The 19,445-nt window shown below is 68.4% G+C and carries 18 protein-coding genes; 1 reads left to right on the forward strand and 17 read right to left on the reverse strand.

All coding sequences use genetic code 11. From position 1 onward, the window contains the following. Positions 1 to 10: 10 nt before the first annotated feature. From VFW84_RS10040 to VFW84_RS10120, 17 genes are all read right to left on the reverse strand, one after another. A complete protein-coding gene (locus tag VFW84_RS10040; RefSeq protein ID WP_329680318.1) occupies positions 11 to 2,275 on the reverse strand; it encodes a putative baseplate assembly protein in 2,265 nt (754 codons plus the stop codon). A gap of 16 nt (positions 2,276 to 2,291) precedes the next feature. After that, positions 2,292 to 2,696 (reverse strand): GPW/gp25 family protein, encoded by a 405-nt coding sequence (locus tag VFW84_RS10045; protein ID WP_329680319.1) that lies wholly within the window; start codon positions 2,694 to 2,696, stop codon positions 2,292 to 2,294. After that, positions 2,693 to 4,546, reverse strand: coding sequence for a hypothetical protein (locus VFW84_RS10050; protein WP_329680320.1), 1,854 nt, complete (start codon positions 4,544 to 4,546; stop codon positions 2,693 to 2,695). The genes VFW84_RS10045 and VFW84_RS10050 overlap by 4 nt, the downstream gene beginning before the upstream one ends. Next, positions 4,540 to 5,217: a phage baseplate assembly protein V gene (locus VFW84_RS10055; RefSeq protein WP_329680321.1), complete on the reverse strand. Its 678-nt coding sequence runs from the start codon at positions 5,215 to 5,217 to the stop codon at positions 4,540 to 4,542. The genes VFW84_RS10050 and VFW84_RS10055 overlap by 7 nt, the downstream gene beginning before the upstream one ends. Before the next feature lie 4 nt (positions 5,218 to 5,221). After that, a complete protein-coding gene (locus tag VFW84_RS10060; RefSeq protein WP_329680322.1) occupies positions 5,222 to 6,316 on the reverse strand; it encodes a phage late control D family protein in 1,095 nt (364 codons plus the stop codon). Positions 6,317 to 6,338: 22 nt separating this feature from the next. Then, positions 6,339 to 6,524 carry a hypothetical protein gene (locus VFW84_RS10065; protein WP_329680323.1) on the reverse strand — a complete coding sequence of 62 codons (186 nt, stop codon included), beginning with the start codon at positions 6,522 to 6,524 and terminating at the stop codon, positions 6,339 to 6,341. Positions 6,525 to 6,548: 24 nt separating this feature from the next. Then, positions 6,549 to 7,820: a hypothetical protein gene (locus VFW84_RS10070; RefSeq protein ID WP_329680324.1), complete on the reverse strand. Its 1,272-nt coding sequence runs from the start codon at positions 7,818 to 7,820 to the stop codon at positions 6,549 to 6,551. After that, positions 7,817 to 8,380 carry a phage tail protein gene (locus VFW84_RS10075; protein ID WP_329680325.1) on the reverse strand — a complete coding sequence of 188 codons (564 nt, stop codon included), beginning with the start codon at positions 8,378 to 8,380 and terminating at the stop codon, positions 7,817 to 7,819. The genes VFW84_RS10070 and VFW84_RS10075 overlap by 4 nt, the downstream gene beginning before the upstream one ends. A 6-nt stretch (positions 8,381 to 8,386) precedes the next feature. Then, complete coding sequence (locus tag VFW84_RS10080) at positions 8,387 to 10,414, reverse strand: phage tail sheath C-terminal domain-containing protein (protein ID WP_329680326.1); 2,028 nt, start codon at positions 10,412 to 10,414, stop codon at positions 8,387 to 8,389. A 6-nt stretch (positions 10,415 to 10,420) separates the two neighbouring features. Next, positions 10,421 to 10,870 carry a phage tail protein gene (locus VFW84_RS10085; RefSeq protein ID WP_329680327.1) on the reverse strand — a complete coding sequence of 150 codons (450 nt, stop codon included), beginning with the start codon at positions 10,868 to 10,870 and terminating at the stop codon, positions 10,421 to 10,423. 16 nt (positions 10,871 to 10,886) lie between these two features. Beyond that, positions 10,887 to 12,782 carry a phage tail sheath family protein gene (locus tag VFW84_RS10090; RefSeq protein WP_329680328.1) on the reverse strand — a complete coding sequence of 632 codons (1,896 nt, stop codon included), beginning with the start codon at positions 12,780 to 12,782 and terminating at the stop codon, positions 10,887 to 10,889. Positions 12,783 to 12,831: 49 nt separating this feature from the next. Continuing rightward, positions 12,832 to 13,746 (reverse strand): hypothetical protein, encoded by a 915-nt coding sequence (locus VFW84_RS10095; RefSeq protein ID WP_329680329.1) that lies wholly within the window; start codon positions 13,744 to 13,746, stop codon positions 12,832 to 12,834. Further along, on the reverse strand, positions 13,746 to 14,360 hold the full coding sequence (locus VFW84_RS10100) for a DUF4255 domain-containing protein (protein WP_329680330.1): 615 nt from the start codon (positions 14,358 to 14,360) through the stop codon (positions 13,746 to 13,748). The genes VFW84_RS10095 and VFW84_RS10100 overlap by 1 nt, the downstream gene beginning before the upstream one ends. Positions 14,361 to 14,549: 189 nt before the next feature. Then, a complete protein-coding gene (locus VFW84_RS10105; RefSeq protein WP_329680331.1) occupies positions 14,550 to 15,689 on the reverse strand; it encodes a diguanylate cyclase in 1,140 nt (379 codons plus the stop codon). Continuing rightward, a complete protein-coding gene (locus VFW84_RS10110; protein ID WP_329680332.1) occupies positions 15,686 to 16,846 on the reverse strand; it encodes a GGDEF domain-containing protein in 1,161 nt (386 codons plus the stop codon). The genes VFW84_RS10105 and VFW84_RS10110 overlap by 4 nt, the downstream gene beginning before the upstream one ends. Before the next feature lie 52 nt (positions 16,847 to 16,898). Next, complete coding sequence (locus tag VFW84_RS10115; RefSeq protein WP_329680333.1) at positions 16,899 to 18,044, reverse strand: diguanylate cyclase; 1,146 nt, start codon at positions 18,042 to 18,044, stop codon at positions 16,899 to 16,901. After that, positions 18,041 to 19,186: a GGDEF domain-containing protein gene (locus tag VFW84_RS10120; RefSeq protein WP_329680334.1), complete on the reverse strand. Its 1,146-nt coding sequence runs from the start codon at positions 19,184 to 19,186 to the stop codon at positions 18,041 to 18,043. The genes VFW84_RS10115 and VFW84_RS10120 overlap by 4 nt, the downstream gene beginning before the upstream one ends. A 77-nt stretch (positions 19,187 to 19,263) precedes the next feature. On the opposite strand from VFW84_RS10120, the gene VFW84_RS10125 reads away from it, so the two are divergent. Next, on the forward strand, positions 19,264 to 19,445 hold a 182-nt coding region (locus VFW84_RS10125), incomplete at its 3' end, for a phage holin family protein (RefSeq protein WP_329680335.1).

Genomic DNA, 19,445 nt, shown 5'->3' on the forward strand with positions numbered 1-19,445 from the left:
GGCTCGGCGTTCAGCAATCGTCACGCAGCACGGGCACAGGCACGGGCGGCGTCATGGGTGGGGGCGTGATGGCCTGCCCCGGTGCGGGCAGGGGCGTGGCGGCATCGACCACGGTGATGCCGGCCAACTCGGGCACCACCCATTCGGGCAGGGTGAGCAGATCGACGCTGACCCAGGTCGACGGAGCACCGTTCTGGCCGGGCACTTCCCGGTCCAGGCGCAGGGCCTCGATCCAGGAGACGCCTTCGACCTGCATGGCCACACCTTCGAGTTCGCGGGCCAGCAGGCGGCGGCCCAGAGGCCAGCCACGGCCTTCCGGGCCATACGGCGGCATGGGTGAGAGGTACTGGCGCAGCAGCATGTCCAGCCAGTCGCGCACAGCATCCAGGCCATAACCGTCCTTGACCTGCACGGACAAAGCCAGGGCCACGCGCTGGTAGGTGGGCGGGATCACATGCAGCTCGGTGGTGACCAGGCGCCACTGATCGAGCCAGGCACAGACCTGGCCCAGCTCGTAGGCATCGGGCCGGGGCGCCTCGGGGTGCTGGGCATCCCGCGCGGGCCAGACCACCACGCTGACATTGCCGGGCTTGGCCGACTGGCTGGGCGCGTGGAACAGGGGCAGGCATTCGGCGCGGCCCAGGCTCACGGTGGGCGTCTGCAGGGCCAGCTCGGCAAAGTCATCCCGCGTGACGGCGCGGCGGTTGCGACGCAGCTCGGCGGGCACGCGCTGCAAGGCGGCATCCAGGCTTTCGCTGTCGACCCCACCTTGCGCCGCCAGGGGGTTGGTGCACACCAGCGTGACCTGGGTGGGCCGCTTGAGCGGCGCAGCGGGCACCGGGCTGGTCAGCACATCGCCCCACTTGGTGATGGACGCCGGCGGCACATTGCCCTGGCTGCCACCGCCCCAGCGGTATTCGTTGACGCGGATGCGCTCGCCCAGTTGCGGGAAGCGCTCGCCAAAGCGCACGGTGCCGGCTTCGGCATCGAGGGTGAAATGGCGGTCGTCATGGGTGCTGGCGTCCAGGGTGTCGACCTGGGTCCAGTCGGTCCACACGCCGCCTTCTTCGACCTGCAGGCGCACGCCCTGGCGCGCGTCGGACAGCACCGGCGCATGGGCCAGCTGGAAGACCTGGTCGGGCTGACCGGCCCCGCTGCCCAGCAGCTCGGGCGCGGCCCGGACGCTCTGCTCGACCGGCAGGGCATTGAGGGTGATCAGTTGCACCTGACCGATGCGACTGCCGTCGCCACGCCACACGCGCAGCCAGAACCAGACCTGGTCGGCGCGGTCGTCGTCCAGCTCGGGTGGGTAGTCCCCGGTGCCCGCCAGTGACGGGGGCGCCTCTGGCACGCCCAGGCCACTCAGGTCGGCGGGCAGCTCCAGGCGGACCACGCCCTGGCGTGTGAAGCCCTGGGTGGTGTCCCCCGACACCCGCACGGGGGTGTAGTCGGGCCCGCCATCGCGCCCAGGGGTGTGCACGGTGGCCTGCCACCACAGCGAGGGGCCGACATCGCCCGAACAGGCCGGGGCCTGCTCGATGTCCGGGAACCAGGCCGCCGGTGAAAAGCCCACGCTGAGCGACAGCGGCCGACCCGCCACATTCAGCAAGTCCTTGGCCGGATCGGGCGTGACCTTGGGGTTCTTGAGCACGGCGATCCACACGCAACCATCGACCGTGTCGGCAAAGTCGATGGGATCCGATGCGCCGTCGGAGGCCAGGGTGACAATCTCATACGGGGCCACGGCCTCCAGGGCCTTGCTCTGGGCATCGTGATGGGTCTTGAGCGCATCGATGCTGCCCTGCACGGCCGTCTTGAGCTCCGGATCGAGCTGAGCCAGGAAGGCGCTGACTTCATCGGGCTGCGACTCGTTGACCAGGCGGTGGCGGGCCACGGCCACGCAGTCCAGCGGCCAGACGGTGACATCTTGCGTGACGGTGAAGATCGTCTTGCCCGCCTTGAGCTGATCGCCCGCATACACGGCCACACCGTGGGCCACCTCGCTGCTGGCGCGCACCAGGGTGGTGGCGGCGCGGGCGCCGTACAAGGGCACGTCCAGCAAGTGCAGGAAGGCCAGCTTGGTCGCCTCGGGAATCTGGTTGAAGCGGAACTGCAGGCCCTCGCCCAGATAGGCAAAGAGCTGCAGCAAGGTGATGCCGGGGTCGCTCTCCTGATGGTCGGTCCACTGCGGGTTGTAGACAGGGATGCGGTTGCGCAACTCCAGGAACAGGTCCTCGAAGCGGCGATCGTCCAGGATGGGGGTGATCAATGGCATGGTGTGCCCCGGCCCGTCAGGCCTGCTCCAGGTAGAAGGGGTAGACCAGGATGTCCTGACGTCCGTCGAGCACATGGGCGTAGCGGATCTCGATCAGGACCATGGACCGGTCGTCCGTGGGGGTGACGGTCACATCGGTGACCTTGATGCGGCTCTCCCAGCGGGTGAGCGCATTCGTGATGTCGCGGCCGATGCCTGCGCGGGTGCCCGGGTTGTTGGGCTGCATCAGGTAGCGGCGCAGACCACAGCCGAAATCCGGGCGCATGACACGCTCGCCCGGTTCGGTGTCCAGGATGGTGAAGATGGACTGGCGCACCTTGTCGGGCCCCGACACCAGGGGCAGGCGGCCCTGGGCATCGGGGGCGATGGGCTGGCCCAGGCCCTGGCCCAGGCGATCGAAACGATGGAGGGTGCTGATCATGCTCTGGCTCCCGCAGGGCTCCACTGGGACACGACCGGATCTTCATAGACCAGGGGCTCGCCCACCGGCGGCACCGGTGGCAACTGGCCCTGCGCATCGGGCCGACGCGCGGCGGCGTCCTGCAGGGACTGGTCGATCGGGCCGATGACGTTGTTGCCATAGGCATCGAGCTGGGGCTGGTCTTCCATGCCGGTGTCCTGCTGGATGCGTTGCTCCAGGGCGCCCAGGTTCTTGGTCAGCGCATCCTTGAGCTCATCGGGCTTGACCAGCACGTCCACGCCATTGACCTTGACGCTGAACTCGGCATCCAGATCGATGCTCGGCGGCGTGACGGCCAGGGCCGCATCCAGGCCCACGGCCAGCTTGACCGAGGGCGGAATGCAGAAGCGAAAGACCAGCAGGAACCACAGATTGAACACGAACACCACGATGGGCAGGAACAGGTTCAGCACGAAGAGCGCAATGATGGTGATCAGGGGAATGGAGAAGCTGCAGATGGCTTCACCCCCGACGTCGTTTTCCTGCGCCTGCCCGTCCTTGACCTTGGGGCTGAGGTGCTGTGGCTGCACGAAGCGCACCGGCGACAGGCGTCCCTTGGGGCGCAACGCGGCCTGCGCCGCCAGCTCGCGCAGATCGGGCATCTTGATGGTGATGGGGCGGTTGGACGAGCCCAGCACATCGAAGGGCGCCGCCACGCGGAAAGCCTCGGTGGGGCGGCTCCAGGTCAGGGGGCCATGGCAGTCGGGCGACTTGCCCACGCGCCCCGGGCAGGGCGCATGGCGGCGCACGAAGCAGCGGATCTCGTAGGTGGTCTGGTCATCAAAGCGGGACTGGGCCTGGTGGTCATGCTGCAGGCTGGTGGTGGGCACCAGGCCATAGAGCAGGGTGCGGCCCGCCGCGTCGTGCGTGGTCTCGCGCGGATCGGGCACCAGGTTGAACAAGGGGTAGTGGTGCTCGCCCGAGGTGATGTCGGCCACCTGCTCGGCATCGCTGAGTTCACGCCACTGGCCGAAGGTCGCGCTGGGTCGGCCGTTCACGACGGTGGGGAACCAGCCGTCGATCTTCACGGACACCTGTTCCCGGGCCATCACCTGGGTCAGGGCCTGACGGGCCTGGGCCACGGCCTGGGCCCGCGCCAGCAGGAAGTGGCCCCAGTCGGGGTGGCCTTCGTCCTGCGCCCAGGCGGTCTGGCGGGCCTGCACATTGAGCTTGAGCTCGGCGCTGGACTGAGGGTCGACGCCGCAGGCCTCCAGCACCTGGAGTTCCATGAGGTCGGCCTCGGCCTGTTTCAGGGCCACCGAGGCCGCCTCGATGTCGGCCACCTTGGCGGCCTCGGGCACCACGCTGCGGCGACGGCGCACGACAAAGCCGGCCTGGCAGACCTGATCGCGGCCCACGCGTGGAAAGCCCGGGGCATCGCAATGCAGCTCGCATGTGACCAGGTAATGGCGATCGTGCGTGGGCTGGTAGAGCTTGCGCAGGGCACTGGGGGCCGAGCGGGCACGGTAGAGCGGCTGGCCGGCATCGACATCGGCCTGGGTGGCCACCTGCCCCTTGCCATTGAGGGCCAGCAGCAGGCTGCGCAGCGTGGCACCGGGCACCTGCACCAGGTCCTGGTTCTGCACCACGTCGATGACCGGGTCGTACTTCAGCGAATGCTGGGGCTGAGCCAGAAAGCCCTCCAGGAAATCATCGCCCGCGAACTTCTGGATGGCTGGGGCCGAACCTCGCCCGGCCGTGGGCAGGCCGGGATGCTCCCAGCGGTACCAGGGGCCCACCAGGCGCCACACCGATGAGGCGGTGGCGCCGGTGGGAGTGCCCGTGGAAGGGATGAGCGCGGGGTTCACCATACGTTGCCCGCCCCGGGGGTGTAGCTCGGTGAGATCACGCCTGCCGACGCGATCAGGGTCTGGCAACGCACGATGCCGTCGCACGCGACCACGGGAGCATGCACATTGACGGCCGAGGCATTGACCTCCACCGTGGCATTGGCCGTGATGGTGATCTGCCCGGCAATGTTCATGACAATCTTGCTGCCATTGCTGTGCTGCACGGTCAGCTCCTGCGCCACATCGTCGAGCACGATCTTGTGGCCGCTGGCCATGGACACGGTGACCTTGGCCGCGCCCTCGGTGTCATCGAACTGCAGCAGGCTGCCCGAGCGGGTCTTGAGCGTGCGCAGGTTGTTGGCGCTCTGAGCGCTTTCGGGCAAGGCCCGTCGGCCGTTCCAGCAGGCACCCACGATGTAGGGACGAGACGGATCCCCCGCCTCGAAGGCGATCATGACCTGCGAGTCCACCTCGGGCAGGATCTCCAGCCCCTGGTCATCGTCGGCATAGGGCGTGATCAGGGTGGCCCAGGCGCGCACGGACTCGCCCGCCGCCCCGAAGGAAGGGAACTTGACCTGCACGCGGCCCTTGGCATCGGGGTCGACCAGGTCGGTGACGATGGCCGGGTACAGACCGAACCAGCGCGGACCGGCGCCATCGGGGCTCATGCGGGGATCAGATGTGGTGCTCATGGTGTCAAGCCCCCTGCCCGATCCAGGCGCGTTCGGCCTCGAAGTGGGTGCGGTAGCCCTCGCTCTGGTCGTAGGTGTGACTCACCCGGGTAACGTAGTAGCCATCGCCCTCGAACAGCGGGCTGACCCGCTCCAGTCGGAGGACGGATCCGACAGCCAGTTGCGTGTGCCCCGAGGTCACCCCCGAAGCCCGCACAAAGCGGCGCGCCCGCGCCAGCATGGCGGCGTCGGCCCAGGCACGGGCCTCTTCACCTTTGAGCGGCGCCTCCCGCACCCGGTGGCTGACGCGCTCACCAAAGGCCCGGAACAGCACCAGGGGCCCGTGGGTTTGCCCCTGCGCATCACCGCGCACCACCTCTGCACCAGCGCTCTCGTCGATGGCCTCTTGCTGGGCATCGTCGTAACCGGCCACCACCACCTCGGTGCGCTGGTGGGCCAGGTCCGCGCTCAGGCGCACATTCAGCAAGTCGGCGCCCTGGATCAGCGTGAGACGGCTGCCCTGGCGTTGATCACGGCTGGCCAGGCACAGGGTGTCCCCCTCGACCCAGACATCGGCACCCAGCTTGCGGGCCCGCTCCCTCAGAAAGGCCAGATCGCTCTGGTTCCATTGCTGCACGAGCGCAAAGCGCGGCCCGCTGACATCGGCGCGAGCCCGCAGACCATGCTGGGAGGCGATCTGCTGGACCAGGTCGGCATCGCTGACCTCCTCGTAGGTCTTGAAGCGACGCGTCATGCGCAGGTCCATCAGGCGGTCCTCGGCCAGGCAGCAGACCTCGGGCGCGCGGCCCTGGTCCATGCTCAGCTCCAGCGCACTGACCTTGCCGGTGAACAGGTCGGTGGGCGCGTCCGAAGGCCCCATGCTGACAATGATCTCGCGCCCGAAGTCCAGCACCTGGCCATCCAGCCAGAGCTGGCCTTCCACCGCCTCGCCCGGGCGCGGGCCGATGGCGATGAACTGCGCCACCAGTTGCTTGAGACCATCGATGTCCTCGTCGATGCGGATCTGGACGGCATCACGTGCCAGATCCGGCTGCACCTGACCCGCCACCTTGAAAGACGGCCGGGTGAAGGATTGCAGGGGCAAGGGGCTCGCACTCATCGTCGGGTTCTCGTGTCAGTCATCAATCGTCAAAGCCCCAGGCGGCCGTGCGCGCCGCCAGTTGGCGGGTGCGGCGCTCCAGCGCCTGCCAGCGCTGTTCGTCCTGCGGGCTGGGAGGCGCACTGGGGGATTCGGCGGGCTCGCCACCGCTGCCACGGGTCGAGTCCACCACCACTTCGCTGTTGATTTCACCAATCTGGACGGGCATGCCGGGATCTCCTGGGTCGAGTCGTCAACGGGCCGAACGCGAACGGCGGCCCTTGCAGCCACAGCCCCGGCTGACCGGGGTGCTGCTGGATCGGGGGCCGCGTGCCGTTGTGCGGGGGGTGCTGGTGCTGCCCGCGCGCACGGGCGTGCTCGTGGACACGGGGTGCCCCAAGGCCATGCGCTGCGGATCGGGCGCACTGGAGACCACCGCGCTGCCCACGCGAGGCCGCAGCGGCACGCCCGCGCCCCAGGGGCGGTCCTGCGTGTCGGTGGTGGCCTGAGGGCCCAGGCCAAAAGCCTGCTGGGTCTGACGCGCCTGGGCCTGATGCACCTCGCCCTTGAGCTGGGTGATGCTGGCGCCCAGGCCGCCGCGCACGGCCACGGCCTGGCCCTGGCGCAGGGCTTCGCCGCCACTGGCGCGTGTGGCGCCCTGGCTGGCTGTGAGGGCCGCCACGCTGCTGACACCACCACCCGCCACGCCTCCTCCGACCTGGCCGGCGGCCACCAGTGGCAGGCTCGCGGTGCTGCGGGCCGGGTCCTGCCCCTGACTCTGCACCCCGTTGGCGCTGCCCAGGCTGAGGCCGACCGGCAACCCGACCTCCTGACCCAGGGCCAGCTTGAGCGGATTGGCCAGGCCACTGGCCAGGGCGCGCCAGGCCGATGGATCCAGGCCGTGACGCGCCGCCAGTTGCTGCAGGCTTTCGCCGGGCATGGCCTGCACCAGCTTGTCGAGCGCACTGGGGCTGCCGGACGTGCCGGGCGTGCCTGGGGGTGCGAGCGACGACCCGGTCTGCCCCGATCCGGCGCCCGCGCCCGGTCCCTTGGGTGCCGGGGGGCTCTTGTAGACCCAGCGCGGATCCTGTCCCTTGATGGACACCGAGACCTTGGCACGCAGGGGCGTGCCCTCGGCGTCGAACAGGTCCAGGTCGATGTTGGCGCTGTCCATGGTGCCCTGCACCATGAAGGTCCCCCACTCGAAGAGCACCCGGGGTGGGGCCTCCTTGCCAGGCGCCGTCCCCTGGGGCCGCACGAAGCGCTCGACCATCTTGGTCTGCTCCAGCACATCGCCACCGTCGTCGGCCACATCGAAGATCAGATCGAAGCTGACCTGCATCTCACCGGTGCCGGGACGCTGGCGCGCCTGCGCCCCGGCCTGCGCCCCGCCGGCCGTCTTGTTGGAGATCTGCACCCGCAAGGAGGTGGGGTTGAAGGGCACCAGCACCGAGCTGTCCTTGACCTCGGTGGGGTTGTCCGTGGCCGTCATCTCGGCCAGGCGAGCCTTGCGCAGATCGCTCATGGTGTGGGCTCCGCGGGCAGCAGACGCAGCCCCTCGTGGACCAGGGTCAGCTCTTCGATCGCGACCTCGCCCGTGCGGGCATTGAGCTCGGGCCCCTTGATCTTGGAGGGCAAGGCGCGGTCGAACACCCAGGTGGCGCGCACCGTCTTGTCTGCGCTCATGACCTGCACGATGCCGTCATACCGGGGCACGGGCCGCTCGCCATTGAGGATGCGCTGCATCCAGTACCACAAGGCCGGATCGACCGTGGCCTGCGCATCGGGGGCGTGGAACATGCCGCGCTTGAGCACCAGGGGCGCGTACTTGGCCCGGCCCACGCGGCGCACCACGCCGTTGTTGCGCCCACCCTCGAGATACTCCTGCACGTCCATCTCGATCTCCAGGCCGGTGCAATCCTGGAACGAGCCCTGGAACGCCCCCTCGGTCAACTGCTTGCCGCCGCTCGGCGCCTTGAAGCCATCGCCGGCGGCAGGCAGGCGCTGGCGCCCGGCCAGGATGTCGGGGGACTTCAGCAGGCGCACCTCGAAGCGAAAGGATGTGAGCAGGAAAGGATCGGCCATGGTGGGTCAGTCCTCGAGGTTCAGGGTGCCGTCACCCTCGCGGCGCAGGCGCACCAGGATGAACTCCAGCGGCTCGGCGGGGGCCACGCCGACCTCGATCAGCAACTCGCCGCGATCGAGCCGCCAGGGCTCGCTCAGCACGCGCACGAAAAAGGATTCGGCCTCGGTGCGGCCGGCAAAGGCGCCCACGCGGAACAGACCGCGCAAGAGGCTCTCGATGGCATGACGCAGATCGGTCCACAGGGCCGGTCCATTGGGTTCGAACACCGCCCACTGCGTCTCGACCAGCAGGGTGCGGCGCAACATCAGCATCAGGCGGCGCACGGACAGCTGGCGCCAGTCCCGCTCCCGCGAGAGGGTGCGGGCCGACACCAGGGTGATGCCCGAAGCCTCGCGGGTGAAGCAGTTCAGACCCAGGGGCAACAGGGCCTCGACCCGGCCCTCGGGCTGGCTTTCAGCCACATGGATGATCTGGCGGGCGACCTCGTTGGCCGGCCCCCATTGCAAGCCACGCTCGATCTCGCGGCGCGCCACGATGCCCGCCGCCACGGCGCTGGGTGGCAAGGGCCGCAGGCGCGCACGCCCCGGATCCTGCCCCTCGGTCTGGCGGCGCGCGGGCAGCAGCCAGGGGTGGTAGGCCGCCGCCCAGGAGGTGTCGAATCCCGAGCGCCATTGTTCGATTCGGGCCTGCGACAGACCCGGGGGCACATCCAGCAAGGCGATGAGGGCCTGCGTGGCTTCGCAGAACTCGATGACTCGGCGCTGCAGGCCGATGATGGTGTCCAGATCGGCGCTGCGGCGCGGATCCAGGATCAGGCCCGTCAGGCTGCTGGGAGGCTGGGCGCTGGCCGCCGGGGTGACCGTGAGCTCGACGCAGGGTGCAAAGCTGGCCCCCGCGCTGCCGGTGACGGTCTCGACCACCTCATCCATCTGGGCCCACTGGGCCGGCAGGTACAGATCCGGCAACAGCACCTGCGTGATGCCGGCCGTGCCCACCACCGCCACGCCATCCACCGGGGCCAGGGCCATGAGGCCACTGCCCGGCTGCTCATCGGCCGGGGTCCACTGCGCATCGAAGAAGTCCTCCGGGACAATGTCGCCATAGCCATCGAGCCCCCCGCTGAAGGGCCCGCTCTGGCCTCGCAGCAGTTCGACGCGGGTGTCCTGGGGGCGCAGGCGCAGGCCCGCCCAGTCCGGATGAGGCCACAGCAGGGAGGAGCGATCACACAGCACCGTGGCCAGCCACTCGGGGTGCTCGGGCGACAAGGCCAGGTGCTCGAACGTCTCCTGACGGCCCGCACCATCGTGCACGCTCAACCAGGCCTCGACCAGCTCGGCCCGCAGGGGCCGCGCCGGCAAAGCCACATCCAGCTGCAATTGCCAGCGTGTGCGCGCCCGTGCCGCATCGTTGAGCGCGCTCAGGCCCTCGCAGAACGCCAGGGTCACGCCCCCGGCCTCGTCGGTGAAACGCAGCAGGCTGCCGGGCACCACGGGCGAGCTCAGATCGACCAGCACGCTGCTGGCCGAGGCCGCGTCGATGCCCACCGAGGTGGCGCTGAAGCCCAGCTCGACCCGCAGGGCATCGCCCCAGCGGCCCTCGTTGCGGGCACGCAGACCCAGCTCCTGCGTGAAGGCTCCGCCCAGCAGCCCGAGGGAGCAGCCGTCGCCCAGGGCCGCACCGCGCTCATGCACGATGCGCACCACCCAGGCCAGGCGGCCCCCTTGCTCGAAGTAGCTGGCCACGGCGTGGGGCAGGGCCCCCGGCCCCTCGAAGCCGCCAAACACACGCACATAGTCATCGAAGCTGCGCACCGGCACCGGCACGCTGCGGCGCAGCGGCCGCTCCGGCTGCGTGACCTGGGTCCAGCCCGCCGCCCAGTCGGTGTCGACCACCGGCACATGGGCCGGGCCGCGCGGCGCCACGCCCACGAAGGCACACACATCCATGCGCTGCGGGTGCAGCGTCACATCGGTGGCGTCGGGCAGGGCGTAGGCCCCCGGCACACCCAGCGGAGAGCGGGCGGACTGCAGCATGCGTGCTTACTCGTAGGTCACGCCTTCATGGGTCAGGTGCAGCTCTTCCATGGCCACTTCACCGCCGCCCTTGGCAGCCAGCGTGGGGCCGACCCACTTCTTGGGCTGGGCGTTGTTGAGCTTGAAGGAGGCCACGGGGTTGCGGGCTTCGTCCAGCACGGTGATGGTGACCGAGCGGCGGCCATCGCCCCCCTCGCGCACATCCTTGACCCACTGGAACAGATCGGTCGAGCCGATCAGACCGCGCTTGAGGGTGACGTCCTCCTGCTTGAAGGTGTTGGCCACCTTGCGCACGGTGTTGACCGGGTCGTTGCCGTTGCGGTACTCGGAGTAGTTGATCTCGGTGCCCAGACCACTGACATCGGAGAAACCGGCGATGACGCTGGTCTCACTGCCCGTGCCCAGAGACACCAGGAAGTTGAAAGCGCCGTAGGGGTTGTTGCGTAGCGTTGCCATGCTCAATGCTCCTCAATCAGGACTTGGCGTCGGCCGTCCACTGGCCGATGCGGAAGATCACGTATTCGGCCGGACGGCTGGGCGCCACGCCCACCTGGCAGATCATTCGACCGTTGTCCAGATCGTTCTGGGTCATGGTGCTGCGGTCGCAGCGCACGAAGTAGGCCTCTTCGGGCTTGGCGCCCAGCAGCGCGCCATCGCGCCACAAGACATAGAGGAAGTCCTCGATGGTCGAGCGGATGTTGCTCCACAGGCGCTGGTTGTTGGGCTCGAAGACCGCCCACTGCGTGGCCTTCTCGATGGAGTGCTCCATGTAGATGAACAGGCGCCGCACGTTGACGTACTTCCATTCGGGATCCGAGCTCATGGTGCGCGCACCCCAGACGCGGTTGCCACGGCCTTCGAAGAAGCGCAGGCAGTTCACGCCCTCGGGGTTGAGCACGTCCTGGCGGGCCTTGTTGATGTTGATCTCGAACTTGGTCAGGCCACGCACGATCTCGTTGGCCGGGGCCTTGTGCACGCCGCGCTCGATGTCGTTGCGCGCATAGATGCCGGTGACGAAACCCGAGGGCGGCAACAGCAGCTTGCGCGGCGGCACGCCCGGCACCGTGGGCACCAGGGGGTCGAGCACCTCGATCCAGGGGTGGTAGAGGGCGGCGTACTTGCTGTCGAACTGGCCGCGGAACTCGCGGATCTCGGTGACCGAGCTGTTGCGCGGGCCATCGACCACGGCGATGCGGTAGCGGTACTTCTCGGCATGGGCGATCAGGTGACCGGCAGCGACCTGGATGGAGGTGTCATCCAGCAGGGCCCCGGCATCGGGCAGGGCCACGATGGCGATGTCCTCGATTTCGCCCAGGGCCTCCAGGCCGGTGGCCTTTTGGGTGACCACATCGGGGTCGGCCTCCAGGCCCAGGAAAGCATCGGCGCCGGGCAGCTCGCCATCGGTCACACCGCGGCCCGGGTTGTTGATGTCGCCCAGGCGCTTGTCGGCCGCCTGCAGGCCCACCATCAGGCTGGCAGGTGCCCAAAGATCGCCCATGGGATCCCAGCTGAGCCAGACCATGGCGTTGTCGTCCTCGGGATCATTGAGGTCGAGCACGCGGCTGATGAAGCGATGCTGGTCAGGATGGGCGGCCAGTTGGTCATACGCATCGACGCGACCTTGCGGGCCATAGACCGTGGTCTTGAGCTCGACCAGCGCGGCCTGCTCCACCGTGCCGGGCAAGGCGCCCACGGCACCGGTGCTGTCGACAAAGGTCTGGCGGCCATCGGCGTCGACCTGCACCACGTACAGGCGCTCGGCCACCAGGGCATCGTTGCCCTTGAGGTCGGCGTCGCCCGTGCGCTTGACCTCGATCACCGCGCCATGGCGCACGCTCTTGACCTGCACACCCCAGGTGTGGCGCGCCAGGATGTCCCCCACCACCGTGGGATAGGTGAAGGCCAGGTTCTTGCTGCGCACCACCTGGGTGTCGACCAGCACATTGCCATCGGCGCCGGGCCAGCGGGCGCGCCACTGGGCCGTGCCCACCGAGGTCAGCACCGTGAGCTTGGCGATGTGATCGTCCACCGCCAGGCCGGCTGCGGGAGCGAACACCCGCGACACATACAGGCGCTTGCCGCCGTTGTTGAAGAAGGCCCGCGCGGCATGGGCCAGGTAGGACACGCGCTCGGGATCGGCGGCCAGGTTCAAAGGCTGCAGCCCGCCATACACGCGCTCGAACTCGGTGTACGAGGTGATCAGGCGCGGCTCGGATGCCGTGGCCGTGAGGTCACCCACCGTGTAGGCCACGGGACCATAACGGGTCACGCCGGCGAAACCGGTGGTGCTGGTGGGCACGCCTTCAATCGATTTGGAGCGAAAACTCACCTCTTCGACATAGACGCCTGGTGCGAGGTACTCGGGCATGTGCTTCCCCTTATGGTCAACGTCAGACAATCAACTGGTTCATGGCCGTTCAGAACAACAGATCGGCCTCGTTCATGGTGCGCACCTCACCCAGCTTGAGGGTGAGCGCGCGCGCGCTTTGCGGGAGATAGGCCGCCGGAACGGCACGGCCTTTGAGGACTTCATCGAGGGCGCTGGTGCCACCGTCTTCCAGGGGCAGGCTGGCCAGCGGATCGGCCGCGCTCCAGACCGCCTCGGGCGGAGGCAGGAACACCCAGATGTGCAGCGGGATCTGGGCCGGCAAGGCACCACCGCCGGACACGGCCGAAGCGCCCAGCACGAGCAGGAACTCGCCCCGGTCATCGCCATGGCCCCAGCCCAGCTTCTTTTCTGCAGCGAAGTTGGGGGCCCCAGCCCCCGGCTTGGTGCACACCACCCGCGCCCAGGCAATGGGCTCGGACTGCCCGCCACCCAGGCTGCGCAGGATGCGTCCACGCACCGCCGTCGAGCCCGCCGGCAAGGGATAGGCGGCCCCCGGCCACAACCAGGCGGTGCGCGTGTTGACGGTGCTGGCCGGCGGCAGGCCATCGACCAGCACCGGTGTGAGCGCCACACGGCGCGGCACGAAGCGGCGCGGGTCCTGGTCGACGCTGTAGACCGACAGGCGCGGATCACGCGCCCCGTAGGCCCGCAGCTCATGGCCGGTCGGCTCCGCCAGCTCGACCGCCCGCGCCAGCAGGCGCTGGTAGCGCCCTGCCAGCCGCAGGGCATGGCGGGACTGGGTGTGCGCTTCCAGGCGCTGCACCCAGGGACGCGTGCCCACGGCCTGCAGATCACAGCACAGGGCCTGCCCTGCCAGCGGCTCCAGCGGCATCTGGGTCAGGGCATCGACCCATTGCACCCCCAGGGCCAGCCGATGCCCCACTCGACTGAGCGGCACGGTGTTGCCCATGTCCAGGGCCGGAATCAGCAGCGGTGCGTTCATCAGCCCCCTCGCAAGCGGATGTCCGCATCGGTGACGGGGGGCTGCATCAGGGTCTGGCGCGTGTCGATGCGCACGACGCGCGCCACATACGGCACCGAGAGCCGGTAGTCGCTGGGCAGGGAATCGAAAGTGCGCATCAGAGCCTCGGTCGAGATCTCTTCGAGCACCAGTTGCACCGCGTCGGTGGTGGCCGCCACGGGCTCGTCGGCATAGGCAGCCGGCAACGCGGGCGAGTACAGCAGCGGCCCCGACAGCACGGGTGTCTGCTCCAGGGTCTGCATGGCCCGGCCGATGATCATGTGCTGGTGCTCGGCGTTGTCAGCCCAGGGGGTGAGCAAGTAGTGCAGGTCCAGCGCCAGATGGCCCTTGCCATCGCCATGGCCGACCGCCGACCAGCTGGTGCGCATGGTCTTGTTGAAGTCGACGCGGTAGAGCAGGATGGACAGGCCATAGGTGCCCATCACGGTCTTGGACTGGTCGTCAGCGAGGTCTTCGGTGCGGATCAGGACGGCCTTGGTGGTCTTGCCCGGCACAGGCTGACGCTCGACAAAAGCCGCAGCGAGCAAACGCTCGATGCTCTTACCAACGGCCGCGATGCTGGCATATCCACCCACTGAGTACCACCTTGTATTTGACTTGCGTCACAAACCATCTGCCCAGTCCCGCGGCAGGGATGCATGAGTCAGGGTGGGCAGTGTGCACAGGGCGGCCTGCAGGCAGCCATCCCTAGGGGTAGGGGGCGGCGTCGGAAAGTTGTCACAAAGGGTCACACAAGCGGCGACAAGCACCGTTGTGGGGCACGATCACAGGCGAGAGGACACCACCTGATCCCGGCCCGCGCCCTTCGCTCGGTAGAGGTTGTCGTCAGCGGCCGACAAGGCCTGCTCGCCCCGCCCACCGCAGGCCTCCACCACGCCCACGCTCATGGTGAGCCGCACAGGCTGGCCATCGAACACGAAGTTGATCTGCCTCAAGGACTCGCTCAACTGGCGTGCCACGGCACTCGCCTCGGCCAGCGTGGTCTGAGGCATCAGCACGGCGAACTCTTCGCCGCCCAGGCGTGCGGCCACATCCCCGGGGCGCACCCCGGCACTCAGCAACGCCCCCATGCGCTCCAGCACCACGTCACCCGCAGGGTGGCCAAAGGTGTCGTTGATGCGCTTGAAGTGATCGATGTCCATCATGATGAGCGACAGGGGCTGCCCGCCGGCCTCGTGCGGGCCCGAGACCTGGGCCAGCCGCCCCATGAACTCACGCCGATTGAACAGGCCGGTCAGGGTGTCGGTGCTCGCCAGGTGTTCCAGTTGCGCGCGTCGCTGGGCCAGGCTCTTGAACAGGTAGAGGATGCCCACGATGAAGGGCCACACGCTGACGTTCAGGACCACGGTCAACCACACCGTCCACCACCAGGACATGGGCTCGCCCGAATACACCGGCGCCGCCAACAGGGGGGCGATCGGCCGCCATCCCAGCGCCGTCGGCGCCTGGTCGGCCACCACCAGCAGGGTGCCCAGCACCATGCCGGGCATCAGCACCCGCAGGGGAAACAAGGCCCTGGCCATGACCAGCGACGCGATCGTCACCATGGCCATGGGGGTGTCCAGCACGCCATAGCCTGCCCACAGCACCACCAGCATCCACACCACAGGCGTGACACACAGATAGGACATGAGCCGACTGATGCGGTGGTTGCGGTCACGCCATGCCCAGGCCAGCCCGGCCAGCACCAGCAGCCAGAGCATGACCCCGACCAGGCTCTGTTGCACCCGCTGCAGTTGCTCGGGGACATAGAGCCTCAGCACATCCGGTCGGCTTTGCGCATAGGCCTGCAGCCCCCACAGACAGGCCAGCAAGAGCAGGCCCACCAGACAGAACACCACGGTGCCGCGGGCCGGGTGGCGCTCACGCAGCCAGGGATCGATCACGTCGTGCCAGACGATCACGCCAGGGCCTCCTCGCCGATCGGGGCTTCCAGCACGGACGATTCCGTGCGGTCGCGCCCCGCCGCCTTGGCGCGATAAAGGTTGGCGTCCGCCTGGCGCAACAGCGCCTGCGCGTCCACGCCCAGGCACTGCACCGCCCCCATGCTGACCGTCACGATCAGGGAGGCGCCTGCGCTGGAAAAGCGTGCGTCCTTGAGCTGCTGCTGCAGACGCCGACACACGGCCTCTGCCTCGGCCAGCGAGGTGTCGGGCAGCAAGACACCGAACTCCTCGCCCCCCAGGCGCGCCACCAGATCCCCGGGCACACGCAGGCACTGGGTCAGCACCCCCGCCAGCGTGGTCAGCACCTGATCCCCCATGGCATGGCCGTATCGGTCATTGATGTGCTTGAAGTGATCGGCATCGATCAGCACCACCGACAAAGGCTGGCGACTGTGCCGCTGGCGCAGCAGCTCCTCCTGCAGGCGGTCCATGAAATGACGGCGGTTGCTCAGCCGGGTCAGCCCATCGGTGATGGACAACTGCCGCAGCCGGCGGTGCAAGGCGTCATGCCGGGCGAACAGCAACATGACGATGAGCAGCACGGACGGTGTCCCCACATACAGCACCATGCTCTGCCAGTGCGCCCACCACCAGCGGGCATGCCCCTGATCAAAGGCCTGGGGTGTGATGGCCATCGCATACGGCAGGGCCCCCGCGAGCATGGCCACGAAGTAAGCCAGCAAGGCGGAGCCACACAGCAGGATCACCGTGAGCATGACGCGCCACTCGAACAGCAGCATGCCCACCACCACCACGCCCAGCAAGGCCATCATGGGCCCGGCGGTGAAGATGCCCGCTGCGATGGGGATGGCGGTGTAGACCACCCCGATGACCAGGGCCACCAGGAACTCGACGCCCGGCCGCCGGGCGGTGCTCTGGCGCTGGGGCCACAACCAGGCCGCGGTGCCCAGCAACAGCGCCTCCGCCCCCAGCAGCACGGCCTGCAGCGCCCACACCACCTCCACATGCAGCCCGGCTCGCACCTCGGGAGAACCCAGCGCCCAGGCATGCGTCAACAGGTAGGCCCACAGGAAGGGCTGGACGATCGCGATCGCCAGCAGGCATCGGCCGGTCGCATGGGACTCGATCAACAAACGCTCGATGACCTGGCGCATGCATGAATTGTCGGCGAAAGCACGCCAGAGTTGAGGCGCACAAGCGCCCCCTTCATGCCAGGGCCGATGCGACCCGATCGCGGCCGGCCGCCTTGGCGGCATACAACTGGGCATCGGCGGCACGCAAGGCCATCTCGCCCCGGCCACCCTGCACCTCCGCCACCCCGGCGCTCAGCGTGACATGCCAGGTCTGACCGTTGGCCGTGAAGGGATGGGCCTTGAGCGCACGCGCCAGCTTCTCGGCCACCCGCTGCCCCCCCTGCACATCCGTCTCGGGCAGGATCAGGGCGAACTCCTCACCGCCAATGCGTGCCGCCAGATCGAGGTGCTGGCGCACGCCGGTGCGCAGCAGGCGCCCCACCTCGGCCAGCACGGCATCCCCCGCCGGGTGACCGTACTGGTCGTTGATGCGTTTGAAATGATCGATGTCGCACACCACGACCGTGCAGGCGTGGCCCGCACGTGCCTGCCGGTGCGACTCGTCGGCCAGACGCGTCATGAACTCGCGCCGGTTGGCCAGCCCCGTCAGCATGTCGGTGCGTGCCAGGGTCTCCAGATCCACCCGATGCCGCGCCAGGCTGTTGAACAGGAAGAAGACCCCCAGCGCAAAAGGCCAGAGGCTGGTGTGCAGCACCACCCGCAGCCACAGGGCCCACCAGGGATCGAGCGCCACCCCCCGGAACACCGGCGCCGACAGCAAGGGTGAATCGCCCACCATGCCCTGGGCGTGGGCCCATTCGTAGCCCATGATCATGGCCACGCCCAGCACCAGCGCGGGCCGCAGGATGCGCAGCGGGAACAAGGCACGCGCCACCACCAGCTCCTCGATCACCACCATGCCCATGGGGGTGTCCTTGAGGCCATAGGCGATCGACAGGGCCAGCAAGCCGAGCAAGGTCGGGGTCACGGTGCACCAGGCCAGCAGGGGGCGCTCTTCGTCCATGCGGTCTCGGCTCCACCAGGCGTACACGCCGCACGCCACTTGCCAGACGATGAGCCCCGTCAACAGATGCTGCGCCCAGGGCAGGGCCCCGGGGCGGTAGTGGGCCAGCGCCTGCGCATCGGACAGGGCATAGGCCTGCAGCCCCCACAGCACCATCAGCATGGGCACGGTGGCCAGCGTGTAGAGCACGGCACTGCTGGTGTGCTGGCGATGCTTGAGCCCACCTTCGATCCAGCGCATCAGGGCCCGCATCATGCATCGACCTCCAGCACCGAGGTCACGAAACGGTCACGCCCTTCGCGCTTGGCTTGATAGAGGTTGGCGTCAGCGGAGCGCAACAAGGCCTCGACCCCCTGCCCGCTGGACTGCACCACGCCCATGCTCACGGTGATGCCCAGGGGCTCGCCACCCGCGCCCCCAAAGCGGTACTGCGCCAGGGACTTCTGAATGCGATAGCAGACGGCCTCGGCATCTTCGCGGCGCGAATCCGGCAGCAGCAGGGCGAATTCCTCGCCGCCCAGTCGGGCCGCCAAATCGGTGGGTGTGCGCACCCCCAGGTTCAGGACCGACGCCAGGCGCTTGAGCACCTCGTCGCCCATCAGGTGGCCATGCTCGTCGTTGATGCGCTTGAAGTGATCGGCGTCGATCAGCACCAGCGACAAAGGACGCCCCGTGCGCTTCTGGCGAGCCAGTTCCGTGTGCAGCCGGTCCATGAAACTGCGCCGGTTGGGCAGGCCCGTGAGCACATCGGTGGACGACAGATGCGCCAGGTGTCGGTGCAGGTTGTCCAGGCTCTCGAACAGCGCCAGCACCAGCACCAGCAAGATGCCCCAGCCAATGTAGAGCGCCAGACTGCGCCACCGCGCCCACCACCAGACGGCCTGACCGTCACGGAAAGCATGCTCGTTGATGGCCGGCCCATAAGGCACCTGATGCAACGCCACCAGGATGTCGTAGCTCATCAGGATCACCAGACTGACGACAAAAGCCACCAGCATGGTGCGGCGCTGCAGCAGCATCAGCCCAATCACCAGCACCCCCATCAGGATCAGGTTGGCGCTGGCCGTGAACAGGCCCGACAGGATGCCCAGCAGGGTGTAGATGCCTCCCACCACCAGGGCAATGGTCATCTCGATGCCGGGCAAGGCCTGCCGATCCCGACGGCGTGGCCACAGCCAGAGCGTCAGTGCGGCCAGCACCACCGTGCCCACCAGCAGCGCCGCCTGCAAGCCCAGCATCACCGGCACGCGCAGGCCCTGGCGGATCTCATCCTGCGACAGGCCATAGGCATGCAGCAGCAGGTAGATCACAAAGGCCGGCGTCGTCACCCCCGTGATCAGCAGGCAACGGCTGGCGGGCGTGGACTGGAGCAGGAAACGCTCAACAGCCTGGCGCATGAGGGGAGGGACTGACGGAGATCATCCTGGGTATATCGGCATCTGCAAGCGAGATTTGACCCTGCTATGCTAGCCGCATGAAGCTGATCCTGAGATGGCTGCTGCTCTCGGCGGCCCTGCTGCTCGTGTCTCAGTGGGACACCGGCATCCAAGTCAAGAATTTCGGCGCGGCCATGCTGGCCGCGCTGGTGCTGGGGATGCTCAACGCCTTTGTGCGCCCACTCCTCGTCTTGCTGACCCTGCCCGTGACCGTGCTCAC

The organism is Aquabacterium sp. (genome assembly GCF_036279655.1).
Lineage (GTDB): Bacteria > Pseudomonadota > Gammaproteobacteria > Burkholderiales > Burkholderiaceae_C > Aquabacterium.